The following is a 13,338-nucleotide window of genomic DNA, read 5'->3' as shown; positions in this document are numbered from 1 at the left end:
GGTGAAATATTCGCTCTATGTGTTGTGCCCTAGGACGCGAGCTTGATGCTTCTTAGACCATCCGCGCAGATGGGCTGCAAAGGTTGATGATTCATTGAAACGGCTTAGGGTTGCCGTTAGGGATATACAAAGAATCCAACTATCCCAAGGTAGTTGAATCTAAGATATTATCCTACGGTCTTTTTGTACGTAGTTTAGGTGACAGCGTGGGGTTCTCTTGTTCTGAGGTGCAGATTCTTTGGGGAAGGTTTTAAAAAAAAAATAGTGCGCTCCACCGCAACATGACCTTATTTTTGGTATTGCTGAGGTAGAGCGCACTATCGAGGTTTATCGGTTGAACACTTCTGCTAAGCGTCGTACCCCTTCTTCTAGTACTGCAGGTTCTACTGAGGAGAATGCGATACGTAGTTGGTTTGCTCCAGGGTTTTTTCCGTCTACGGTTTCGTAGAAGGCGGCTCCGGGGACAAAGACAACGCCGTTATCTATTGCTGGGGCTAGCGCGTCTGTTGCATCTTTCCATGGGCTGTTCTCAGGTAATGTAAGCCAGGTGAAGAACCCTCCGCTTGGGGTGCTCCAGCGGGTTCCTTCAGGCATGTATTTTTCGCAGGCGTTCAGGACTGCTTCGCATCGTTGTTGGTAAAGTGATGCGGTTTTTCGAGTGTGTTCTTCCCAGAGCCCGTCGCTCATGAAGCTCAAGACGAGACGCTGTGAGAGCACGGAGGGGCAGATGGTGACTGCTTCTGCTGCAATCTGTAAGAATTTACGGATGCGTTCTGGGGCGATCATCCAGCCGACGCGTACACCGGGAGAGAAGACTTTAGAGAAGCTTCCGAGATAGAGCACGTTCTCTGGGTCATATGAGTAGAGGCAAGGACGTCGTGTTCCGTCAAAGGAAAGCTGCCCATAGGGGTTGTCTTCGACGATGAGGATGTCGAGTTCTCTACATACACGGGTGAGTTCTTGACGTCGTTCTTCGGAGAGGGAGACTCCTGTGGGGTTTTGAAAGTTAGGGATGGTGTAGAGGAATTTGATGTCTTTTCCCTCGGCGCGAATGGTTTGCACCATTTTTTTCACTTTTTGGGGGTCAAGGCCGTTTTCGTCTACATCGATTTGGCGAACGTCGGCTTGGTATCCTTCAAAGACGCCGAGTGCTCCGGTATAGGTGGGTCCTTCTGCAAGGATGACGTCTTGTGGGTTGACAAAGAGTTTTGTTGCAAGGTCTAATCCCATTTGGGAGCCTGCGGTGATTTGGATGTCTGAGACTTTTGGGTTTGCCCCTTCTGTTTTCATGAGGGTGCAGATGAGTTCTGCAAGGGGTTCAAGACCAGCACCGGAACCGTATTGTAGGACTTCTAAACCTTCTTCGATGATGATTCGAGAGGCTCTTGCACCGAGTTCTTCTAGGGGCAGGAGGTTCAGGTCTGGGTTTCCTCCTGCGAGGGATATCATGCCGGGGCGCATTGCGACTTCAAAGACGTCGCGCACTGCTGATGGTCGGAATCCTCCTGCGCGTTCAGCGAAGTGTTGCATGAGTCGTGCTTCTTCGGTGTTTGCGCCGTCGAGTAGTTCATGAATTTTTACCATGGGGGTGGGGTTTCCTATTCTTTGTCGCCGTAGCTGATGGGGGCTTCGCCGTAGGCTGGTTTTCCGGTTCCGGCGTTGGCACCTAGTGCGTGGAGGCTGATGAATTCGTAGACAACGTGTGCTGCTGCTATTCCGGTGAGTTCGGCGTGGTCGTAGGCGGGGGATACTTCGACAAGTTCTGAGCCGACGATGTTCAGTCCGCGTAGTCCACGCAGTATTTCGAGTAATTCTCGGCTGGTGATGCCTCCGGCTTCGGGTGTTCCGGTGCCGGGTGCGTGTGCGGGGTCTAGTACATCGATGTCGATGGAGATGTAGAGTGGTCGGTTTCCGATGCGTTTTCTGAGGAGTTCAACAACTTTTTGCACTCCGAGGTAGTAGACGTCTGCGGAGGAGACGATACCGAATCCGAAGCGTCGGTCGTCGTCGAGGTCTTCTGTTCCGTAGAGTGGTCCGCGGGTTCCGACGTGGCAGAGGGCGTCAGTGTCGAGGAGTTCTTCTTCAAATGCTCGACGGAAGGGGGTTCCGTGGGTGTATTCTGCTCCGAAGTAGGTGTCCCAGGTGTCGAGGTGGGCGTCAAAGTGTAGTAGCGCAATTTTTCCGTGTTGGCGGTGCATATTACGTAAGTTTGCGAGTGCTATGGTGTGGTCTCCGCCGATGGTGATGAGTTTTGCCCCGTTTTTGGTGAGTTCTTGTGCGCCGGCTTCCATTTGTGCCAGTGCTTCTTCGATGTTGAAGGGGTTTCCGATGATGTCGCCGGCGTCGGCTACTTGTGCTTCTTTAAACGGTGAGATGTTGGCGGCGGGGTTGAAGGGGCGTAGGAGTCGGGAGCATTCGCGGACGTGGTTTGAGCCGAATCGTGCGCCGGGGCGGTAGGAAACGCCTGAATCCCAGGGCATTCCGGCGATAATGATATCTGCGTTGGGTGTTTCGTCGAGGCGTGGTAGGCGGGCGAAGGTGCCGAGTCCTGCCCAGCGTGGTACTTGTGCGGCGTTGATGGGCCCGATGCGTTCTACTCCGTCTGCGCCTGTTGCGATGACGCGTTCTGCTTGTGCAGAGAAGGAGGGTTGTGCGGGGATGTTGGTTTGGTGTGTCATGTTTTCTCCTGGCGGTGTCTGTGGTGTTGTGTGGTGCGGTTCTGTCTTTCCCACTATGCAATAAATTGACGGAGTTGTGAACTACCCCATAGGTTTTTATTCATTGGTGAATATTTATTAGTGAGCTGGATAACTTTTCATAAGGCTAAATACCTCATAAACAATCAGTGTACTTATACACTTGCTTCAATACACTGTATCGATATTCCATAAAAACTATCCACCTCAAAGACCCAACCACCGTCACCAAGGAGCTGTTTGTGACCACAACAACCCCGCGCCACAACGCAGGCTACGCCATTCTAGCCACTCTCAAAAATTACGGTATTGACACCGTCTTTGGCATCCCCGGAACACACAACCTTGAGTTCTACCGACACCTAGAAGAACTCAACATCACCCCCATTACCACCCGACACGAACAAGGTGCAGCCTACGGCGCTGACGGCTGGTCACAAATCAAAGGATTACCAGGGGTTGTCATTACCACCTCCGGACCAGGATTACTCAACTCTCTTTCTGGCGCAGCCACCGCATACGCAGAATCACGCCCCATGATTATCCTCTCCCCCGGCAGACCTGTCGGCCAAGAATACCGTGATATTGGGGCACTACACGAAACAAAAAATCCCACCGGAGCAGTAGACTCCATCGTGCAATTTAGCCGTCGAGTCAGCTCTGCAGAAGAAGCCGTCGACATTATCCATAACGCATTTCGTTCTTTTGCACATGAACGCCCCCGCCCCATTCATATTGAGGTTCCCCTCAATATCCTCGAACAAGAAGTTGACCTCCCTGACACACTACTCCAAGCACGCCCACTGGGAAGCCCACAACCAGCACCCGTAGAAGATATTGAGAAAGCTGCCGATATTCTTGCGAACTCTTCACGCCCACTCATCGTAGCCGGTGGCGGGTCCCTACCAGCAGCAACATCAATATTGGCGCTAGCTGAAACTCTTGAAGCACCAGTTATCACATCCGTCAACGGCAAAGGCGCGATTCCAGAAAAACACCGCCTGTCCTTAGGCGCAGACCTCCGTCTATCAGCGGCACACGCTTTCTGCCGTGAATCCGATGCCATGCTCATCATTGGCTCTAAAATTGGTGAAGCAGAATTATGGGATGGAGATATCCACCCACAAGGGCCCGTGATTCGCGTTGATATTGAGCGTTCTCAAATGCTGTGCAATATCGCACCTGATATTGAATTACCAGGTAATTCTGCAGCAGTAGTTCCCCAATTATTAGAAGCTCTCAAAGAGCGTGGAGTCACCCAAGGCACCCGAGAACAACGAGATTTACAAGAAGTTTTTGACGCTCTTGATAATGAGGGGCGAGCTATCGCACCAGAGCTTGCAGAACTCAACGAACGCATTATGGAAGTTCTTCCTGAAGACACCATTATTGCCGGCGATTCTTCTCAGGTAACTTACATGGGCACCACAACGTTCTACCGTGCACCACAACCTCATTCTTTGCTCTATATGGCAACGTACGCCACGCTAGGTTACGGCTTACCTGCAGCAATTGGAGCTAAAGTTGCAGCCCCTGAACGTCCTGTCGTCTGCTTACTCGGTGACGGCGCGCTCATGTTTGCAATACAGGAACTCATGACGGCAGTCGAGCAGCACCTCGATATTGCAATTATCTGCGTGGACAATGGCGGGTATGGAGAAATTCGTCAAAATGAGCGTGATCGTGGCATTTCAGATGTTGCGGTTAACTTGGTTCAGCCAGATTGGGTTAAGTTAGCTGAAGCGTTTGGTGCCACCGCGTTTTCTGCTACTGTCGATTCTTTGGCAGACACAGTAACAGAAGCTCTCAACACATCTGGTCCCTCATTAGTTCACTTGAAGATTAGTGAGACATTGCGCTAATTTTTAGGTACGCGCAAGGCGCTGGATATAGGAGGGAAATCCCCGCGAGGGTTTCCCTCCTGTTGTTTTTTATGGGAATGATTTTTATGGTGACGAGCGCACCATTTTGAGCGGTGAGTCATTTTTGAGGAAACACAGAAACACACCTGGTTGAATCGTTATACAGATTAGTGCATACTTTATATACATTGCACGTTACTCAGACCACATTTAGTGTCTGCGACCTATGGAAATGAACTTCTTATGAACATCCTCATTATTGTCCTCTATCTCATAGCACTCGTAGCATTCGGCTACCTCGGCAAAAAACGAGCACATAATGCAGAAGACTTCCGTGTAGCAGGACGCAGACTCGGCCCCGTTCTCTACACCGGCACCATGAGCGCACTCCTTCTCGGTGGAGCCTCCACCGTTGGCGGTGTAGGACTCGGCTATACCTACGGAATCTCAGGAATGTGGTTGGTAACAGCCATCGGCGTTGGAATGCTACTGTTGAGCCTTATATTCGCCCCTATCATCACCCGCGTCAAGCTATATACCGTCTCACAGGTACTCACCTTGCGGTATGGCGTGCGCACCACCCAAATATCATCTATCGTGATGCTCGCGTACACCGTCATGCTCACAGTCACTTCTACAGCTGCATACGCATCCATCTTCCGCGTGCTCTTTGATGTAGACCGCACATGGGCTATTCTTCTCGGCGCTATCATCGTCATCGGGTATTCCATGCTTGGTGGCATGTGGTCCATTACCCTCACCGACATGATGCAATTTATCCTAATGACCGTCGGCGTATTTTTCCTCCTCCTCCCTTTCTCTCTACATCATGCAGGAGGCTGGGACGGTCTACACCAGCGCCTTGATGCAGAGTTCTTTGCCGTTGGTAGTATCGGCACTGAATCTATCATCACCTATTTCGTCATTTACACGTTCGGTCTCCTCGTTGGACAAGACATCTGGCAACGCGTATTCACCGCTCGCTCCCCAGAAGTATCCCGTTGGGGCGGCACTGCAGCAAGTATTTACGTCATTATTTATTCTGTAGCTGGAGCAATTATTGGCATGTCTGCACGCGTCATCGAACCTCATATTGAGCATCGTGATGATGTCTTTGCGACTCTCGCTCAAAACTATCTACCGATTGGCATAGGCGGCATCGTCCTTGCAGCTGGTGTGGCGGCTATGATGTCCACAGCTTCTGGTTCACTCATCGCCTCAGCAACTGTTGCCCGCGTAGATGTTGTACCGTTCCTGCTAGGAAAAGATTCTTTGCAGAACTCCGATGAATCATCTGATAGCGCTCTTGTCGCAGACCGCTGGTATGTTCTTGGATTTGGTGTAATCACCACTGTTATCGCACTCTTCCTCACCGACGCTATTACAGGGTTGACGATTGCCTATGACATTCTTGTCGGCGGTCTTCTGGTTGCGATTCTTGGTGGCTTACTTTGGAAGCGCGGAACAGGAACCGCTGCAGCATTATCCATGGCAGTCGGCTCTATCGGCGTTATTCTTGGCATGATGATATACGGTGTAATGGCTAACGAACCGATTTATATCGGTCTGGTTGCTTCTTTCATTGTCTATATCGTGGCTTCACTTCTCACAAAGCCTACTGATCCTCAAGTGGCTCAGCGATGGCAAAAACGTATCCGTCAAGGTGCGTAGCTATTACGAAAGAATCCTTATGGTGGGTGTTTTCAATACATTGAATGTAGTGAAAACACCCACCATTGTTATATCGTGCAGGTATCTACACGATATGCAGATTTTTGCCCCTTAGAATAGGGCGATTTTCGGTGGGGCGGGAAAGATATGATTTAGTTCCTCAATATCAGATTGGTTTAGTGCCACTTGGGTTGATTGGACATTCATGTGTATTTGTTCTGGTGTCGTTGCTCCAGCAATCACAGAGCTGACGGTATCTTGAGCTAGAAGCCAGCTCAGAGCAATTTGTGCTTCTGGCAGTTCTCGTTCACGGGCGAAAGTGAAGAACTGTTCAAGTTGTTCCCACGGCGCTTGTCGTAGATATTCTTTACGCGAATGAGACAGCCGTGAGCCTTCTGGCGCTTGCTGATGTTGACGGTATTTTCCTGTGAGTAGACCGTTTGCAAGTGGGAAGTATGGCAGTACCCCAAGTTGTAGTTCTCGCGCTGCAGGGATAACTTCCAGTTCTGCTCGACGGTCCATGAGATTGTAATGATTTTCTGCTGCGACGAAACGTTCACATCCCAGTTCTCGAGCAACATATTCGGCTTGAGCTATTTGCCAACCAGCCTGATTAGAGTGAGCAATGTAGCGTACTTTTCCTTGTGCGATAAGGGTGTCTAATGCACGAAGTGTCTCGTCAATTGGGGTGATGCCATCGGGTGTGTGGTAGATATATACGTCAAGGTGGTCTACGCCAAGTCGCGTCAGGGAATGTTCTACTGCCCGCATAATATACGCGCGAGAACCGCGGGCGCCGTAATCTGCACCAGAGGCACCGTTCATGTCCATACCAAATTTAGAGACGATTACCATGTTTTCTCGTTCTTGAGTCCCAAGGTATTTGAGCGCTTGCCCGAAGCGTGTTTCAGCTGACCCCGGAGTTTTTCCATAAATATCAGCAATGTCAAAGAGGTTGATTCCTGCTTCTCGTGCTGAGCGGAGGACGGTATTAGTACCTTCTTGAGTTTCTGTGGGTGTTCCTGCACGTCCGAGGTTGTTGCATCCTAGTCCAATGGCGGAGACAGTGAGCCCAGATTGTCCTAATTGACGGTATTCCATGGTGTTTTGCATAGTTCTAGGGTACGCATATTCATGCTTGCTGTGGTAGCAGTTCTGCAATGTTTTAACTGCAATTACACGTGACTCTCCTCTAGACTTAGGTTGTATGAGTACTAAAATTTCAGGAATTAATACCGAATATTTTGACCAGTCGGTAGCCCCTTCAGAAGATTTTTTCCGCCACGTTAACGGACGTTGGATTGACAACCATGTTATTCCCGCAGACCGCTCTAAAGATGGCGGTATGTATACTCTGCGAGATCGGGCAGAGGAGAATGTCCGTGAGATTATCGAGCAGACAGCTCAGCAGGAGCCAGAGAGTCGTATCGGCATCCTCTATCAGGCGTTCATGGATACTGAGACCATTAATAAGGACGGCATTTCTCCTATTCTGAGTGAAATCGATCCGATTCTTTTAGCGTCAACTCGAGAAGAGCTCTTTGATGTCAATGCTCGTGCTTCACGTGTGGGGGTTGGCTCTTTTATTGGTTGGTACACTTCTATCGATGTTCAGAATCCTGAAAGATACGTTGCGTATCTGATGCAGTCTGGTCTAGGGCTTCCGGATGAGAGCTACTATCGCGAAGAGAAGTATGAGCAGATTCGTCGCCAATATCAGGAGCATATTCGTCAAGTCTTTTCTCTCAGTGCCCTCGATGAGCGTGTTGGCGTTGAGGCTGAGGACATTGCTGAGCGCATTATGTTGTTGGAGACTAAAATTGCATCTCATCATTGGGATAAAGTCACCTTACGCGATGCTCATAAACGCTATAACCCTTATGATGCTTCTGCGTTAGAGGGTGAGTTCCCTGGTTTTGCTTTTTCTCGATGGTTTGAGCTTCTTGGTTCTTCGGCTGAGCAATTTGGAACGGTGATTGTGGGGCAGCCTTCGTATCTTCGCAAGGTGGCTCAGCTATGGCAAAGTGTTGATCTTCAGTCATGGAAACTCTATTCGTTGTGGAAGGTGCTTCTGGCTCGGGTTTCATATCTTAATGACGAGTTAGTTCAGGCTCATTTTGAGTTCTTTGGACGAACACTTTCAGGTACGGAGGAGTTACGTCCTCGATGGAAGCGCGGAGTGTCTGCGGTTGAAAGCTATTTAGGTGAGGAATTAGGGCAGAAGTATGTTGCTCAGCATTTCCCACCGGCGCATAAAGAGAAGATGCTCGTTTTGGTGCAGAATCTTATTAAGGCGTATCACCAGTCTATTAGTGAGCTACCGTGGATGACAGAGCAGACTCGTGGTCGCGCGCTTGAGAAGTTGAGTCAATTCGTGACGAAGGTTGGCTACCCTGATAGTTGGCGTGATTATTCTTCTCTTGAGCTTGTGCCTGGTCAATTGTGTGAGAGTATCCGTCGTGCTTATGCTTTTGAGACGCAATTCCATCTTGACCGTATCGGGCAACCGGTGAATAAGGATGAGTGGTTGATGACCCCTCAGACGGTTAATGCGTATTACATGCCTCCGGCAAATGAGATTGTGTTTCCTGCGGCGATTCTTCAAGCACCTTATTTTGATCCTGAGGCTGATGACGCCGCTAATTATGGTGGTATTGGTGCTGTTATTGGCCACGAGATTGGCCATGGTTTTGATGACCAAGGGTCTAAGTATGATGGCACCGGTGCGTTAAATAATTGGTGGACTGATGAAGACCGTGAAGAGTTTGGGCGTCGAACACAGTCTCTTGTTGATCAGTATTCTCAGTACACTCCTCGCGGGCTTGATGCTGAGCAGTATCGTGTCAATGGTGAGCTGACTCTGGGTGAGAATATTGGTGATTTAGGCGGTTTATCTATTGCGTTGAAGGCGTATCGTATTGCGCTTCAAGAAGCTGGTGTTAACGATATTAGTCAGGCACCTGTTATTGATGGTTTTACGGCTTTACAACGTGTGTTTATTGCGTGGGGGCAGGGCTGGCGCACGAAGACTCGCCCTCAGCAGGCGCAGATGTTGCTTTCGACGGATCCTCATTCTCCAGATGAGTTCCGTGTTAATGGTGTTGTAAAGAATATTGATGATTTTTATGATGCTTTTGATGTTCCAGAAGGTAGCCCGATGTATCTTTCTACGGAGGATAGAGTTCGCATCTGGTAGATAACTTAAATGGAATATATACTAGCCATATAGTTAATTTTTCTTTTAGATAAAGAGTCGTGTGGGTGTTTTCAAAGTTTCTTTTTGAAAACACCCACACGACTCTTTATTGTAAGGTGCTGTTTTTTGGAACGACATGTAAAGAAAATTTTTTAGCCATATACTGATAACGATTCTCATTATTAAGTTATGATGCTGAATGCATATCACTAGAAAGGCAATGATGTTTACACCCACACCTGGTGCATCAAAGCACCCTATTACCCGTTGCACGCTAGCAGCAGGTTTAGCATTTAGCTCTCTCTTCGCCGCTCTACCAGCAGCACAGGCTGGACCTGATGATGGCAAAATTGTTGCCACTCAAGCACATATCGACACCCCCAAAAGTTTCTGGGATGAAGATCAAAACACCTTCGCGATTTATGCCGAAGCACCTTCACAAGATGGCACAGGGCCTGCAAACTACGATCCAAATGATGCTGTTATTTGGGTTGGCAAAGGCTGGGGCTCAGACTTTAAACAAGCCAATCAGTACGCTTTCGTTGTACCAGATTCTGAATCAGCACGCTTTTTAGGCAATCCTGGTGACGTACTCTATACAGCGCCACAGCTTCCGAACTTCAACCATGACCCTGCATGGGTTGGCTTTGGTGCAGACTCTGATATTCCTGTTGAAAAATTCCGTGATGCAACGTTCTACCTTGATTTGCTCCATGTAGACGGCCCAGGCGAAGTTCAGCTTTTTGGGTACAGTGGAAGCAACTCCCCCACCGCTTTCCGCCGTCTTCTTAGTTCAACAGAAAACGGTTATCAGTCTTCCCTCTTGCGTCAAGGAAGCCACACTCACAATTACACGAGTTTCACCACTCCTGGACGTTATAAGTTCACCTATCGCACTGTTGCTCGTGCAACAGATGGAACGATTATTCAGTCCAAGCCAACAACCGTTACATGGCAGGTAGGCGGTCAACGCCCACTCTCCGGTAGCGGAGCATCTCAAGCGAACGAGAATGACACTCAAAACCGCTACGATGCCGCGCCTTCTGGTGATGTAACGACGGCTCAGTACGAGCTCTCCTATGCTCCGAAGGAAAAAGTTGAACGTGATGGAGATGATTTACTCACAACTCTCACATTCCATGCCGACAGCAAGGTTAACGGAAAACTTACCTTGTTCAATAATGGTTATTTCCTGACTGATTTAGATGTTGTCGATGGACAGGCTCAATGGGATGAGCTCTTTGGAACATCAGCTACAAATATTCAGGCAGTATTCACTCCACATGAAGGTTCTGAAGGCATTCGATGGATTTCAAAACCTCTGTCTTACACTCAAGGGGGCTCTGGTAGCGTCACTAGCGCAGAGGGAGAGAGTCCTTGGCCTGAAAAGGTGTCAGACCCCGATAATTTGACCCTTAAAACCGAGAATTATTCTATGACTTCCGGTAAATATTCCGTTGAGGTTCTTCCTTCAGATATTGAAGGATATGGGAAAGTTAAAGTTAAATTTGATGACCCTAATTTCCGAGGAGTCTTAGGCGGAGGTTTCTACTTTAAGGCTGATTCTCCATATCCAGATACAGCTTTTGATGCGCCTTTTGTTAATGGTGAAGCAACGGCTTACTATAGCGATGATGGTTCTTGGATTAACAACGATCACTTGATTGTTAAGATTTTTCCTCATCCAGATATTGATGCTTATGCATCATCTCTTGTACTAAGCGATAAGTATAAGAGTGGTACTTCTTATGCTGCTGATTCAGAAATTAAGCTGAATTCCGTAGCTTCTCCTGCTCCGGCTGAGCCTGTTGATCCTGCTCCGGCTGAGCCTGTTGATCCTGCTCCGGCTGAGCCTGTGACTCCCGCTCCAGCCGAGCCTACTAAAGACCAATGTGTGGCAACACCATTTATTGGTAAAAAAATCCTAAGTGATGGACACGTCGACATTAAAGGCACGCTCAACCTTTCAGAAAAAAGCCTCGGCTTAGCTCTCAAAGACGAAACTGGCCAAATCGATTCAAAAGCTGTCGATAGAAACCTCAATGATATTGTCTTTACTGTTGGTGACCATGCTCGTCATACCCGCACAGCGCTCATGGGTGGAGAAGAACTTGATAGCTTTGTCGGTAAAGAAGGATCAATGTTCTACGCTTTGCCACAGACTCAGATTCAAGGAACCATCTGGCCAGGGTACAACACTCAAGAAATTGATTATTCAAAGATTGACGGCAGCGTTAAATTGCACATTGAACCGACGATGATGCCTCAAGACGCTACTTTTGGTATGTACCTTAGCGATGCTTTCGGTCAGAATCGAGTTCTTTTAGACTCAACAAAGAACCTCGATACTATCGATATTTCCTATGCAACGCATACCCATACGAACTGGATTTTCTCTACAGCAGGTAACTATGCATTTACGACGTATTACACTGCCACTCTCAAGGATGGAACTGAAGTAAGCAGCGAAAAACAGCAGCTTTCTTTTGCTGTTGGAGAAGAAGCTATTACTTCTTGCATGACTGCAGCTGAAGTCGAGGATAAGGCTCCTGAAGCTCCTGAAGCTCCTGAAGCTCCTGAAGCTCCTGAAGCTCCTGAAGCTCCTGAAGCTCCTGAAGCTCCTGAAGCTCCTGAAGCTCCTGAAGTAGAGGATAAAGCTCCCGAAGCAACGATGCCACCGTCTTCAGAAGAAGACACCCCAGCTCCAGAAGTCACAGACCCTGTCGTTGAGGTTGTTGTCCCTGAACAGGCTGAGCACGGTGACCATCATGAGCACGGTGACCATCATGAGCACCATGAACATGGGCACACCCACGGTGTAGCTCCAGCACCGACTGCCCAAGCACCATCATCTGCTCAACACGCTAAAGCAACAGCTCCAGCAGGTAAGAAGTGTTACCCCAAAGAGCAAGTGATTGCCCACGCATCTCACAATGATCACGCGCATCATGCTACTAACGCTTCATTTGTACCGGCTATCAAGCGAGCTGTTCAGACGAGCACCGTCGTCAATACTTCAGCTGACCAAGTTCACGAAGGACACTTTGACTTCGGTGCGCTACTTAACGGAGGAAAACTCTCAGCCTCCGTCAAGGACGATCGCGTTAGCCCATCTCGATGGGTTGCACCTACCTCATTGCAATTCGTCTTGGGTAACGCCGCACAGAAAAAACTCCCTGCTGGCATGAGTGACATCGCTCCAGCCGGTAGCGAGGTGTACTTGATTGGCGCAACCCAAGAAGCTGGAGTTCCATGGTTAGGTTGGAATACTCAAGATCCAGAACTTGTCAAAAACGCTCAAGGCCCTGTCACCATGAAGCTCAACAGCCTCAAAGGTCCAGGAAAAATGGCAGTATTCCTCTCCGGAAACTTCGGTTCTGCTGGGCAAAAGGTCTTTGACTCCAACACATTAGGATCATTTGACGTTCCAGTAAACACCCACCAACACGGCAACTGGGTATTTACCGAACCCGGCAACTACACCGCAAACATCTCCTTCACCGCAACGTTGAAAAATGGACAGAAAGTCACAACTTCTGCCGACCTCAACTTCCAAGTAGGAGACGTTCAAAAGGATAAGAGCCAAGCAGAAGAAAAAGCTTCTGCCCCTAAGGCACAGACTCCTCAAAAAACTCCACAACAAGAATCACAAGAAACCCAACGAGGCACTGTTGATACCGCAACAGGTATCGTCACACGTCCTGATGGGGCGAAAGTTCGCATCGTTGGAAAAACCGCTGACGGAGAAGACTGCACACTACCTCAGCAAGAACTTGCACAAGCACAGAAAGAATCTGCAGCCGGCAAACTTGCATACACAGGTTCGCAAACCGGAACATATCTCGGTTTCGCAGCTTTGCTTCTCGTAGCTGGCGCGGGCGCGTTGACTATCGCTCGTCGCAAGAATGCGTAA

General features: G+C 48.9%; 7 protein-coding genes. 4 read left to right on the top strand and 3 right to left on the bottom strand.

Going from position 1 to position 13,338, the window contains the following annotated elements; translation table 11 throughout:
* Positions 1-327: 327 nt before the first annotated feature.
* Both ACN083_RS07755 and speB read right to left on the bottom strand, forming a co-directional pair.
* On the bottom strand, positions 328-1,584 hold the full coding sequence (locus ACN083_RS07755; RefSeq protein ID WP_419102269.1) for a PLP-dependent aminotransferase family protein: 1,257 nt from the start codon (positions 1,582-1,584) through the stop codon (positions 328-330).
* 14 nt (positions 1,585-1,598) lie between these two features.
* On the bottom strand, positions 1,599-2,678 hold the full coding sequence (gene speB, locus ACN083_RS07750; protein WP_419102268.1) for an agmatinase: 1,080 nt from the start codon (positions 2,676-2,678) through the stop codon (positions 1,599-1,601).
* Positions 2,679-2,938: 260 nt separating this feature from the next.
* On the opposite strand from speB, the gene ACN083_RS07745 reads away from it, so the two are divergent.
* Positions 2,939-4,558 (top strand): thiamine pyrophosphate-binding protein, encoded by a 1,620-nt coding sequence (locus tag ACN083_RS07745; protein WP_419102267.1) that lies wholly within the window; start codon positions 2,939-2,941, stop codon positions 4,556-4,558.
* Between the two features lie 243 nt (positions 4,559-4,801).
* Entirely contained in the window at positions 4,802-6,229 is a 1,428-nt protein-coding gene (locus ACN083_RS07740; RefSeq protein WP_419102266.1) for a sodium:solute symporter, read from the top strand.
* Positions 6,230-6,340: 111 nt separating this feature from the next.
* Here ACN083_RS07740 and ACN083_RS07735 read toward each other — a convergent pair whose 3' ends face one another.
* On the bottom strand, positions 6,341-7,330 hold the full coding sequence (locus tag ACN083_RS07735; protein ID WP_419102397.1) for an aldo/keto reductase: 990 nt from the start codon (positions 7,328-7,330) through the stop codon (positions 6,341-6,343).
* Between the two features lie 106 nt (positions 7,331-7,436).
* Here ACN083_RS07735 and ACN083_RS07730 point away from each other — a divergent pair, with 106 nt between their 5' ends.
* A complete protein-coding gene (locus ACN083_RS07730) occupies positions 7,437-9,425 on the top strand; it encodes a M13 family metallopeptidase (protein ID WP_419102265.1) in 1,989 nt (662 codons plus the stop codon).
* A gap of 220 nt (positions 9,426-9,645) precedes the next feature.
* Positions 9,646-13,338, top strand: a complete 3,693-nt coding sequence (locus tag ACN083_RS07725; RefSeq protein WP_419102264.1) for a TIGR03773 family transporter-associated surface protein — start codon at positions 9,646-9,648, stop codon at positions 13,336-13,338.

The organism is Rothia sp. CCM 9418 (genome assembly GCF_048512825.1).
Lineage (GTDB): Bacteria > Actinomycetota > Actinomycetes > Actinomycetales > Micrococcaceae > Rothia.
The sequence above is the reverse complement of the archived record's forward strand: the minus strand, read 5'-3'. Positions and strand labels throughout refer to the sequence as shown.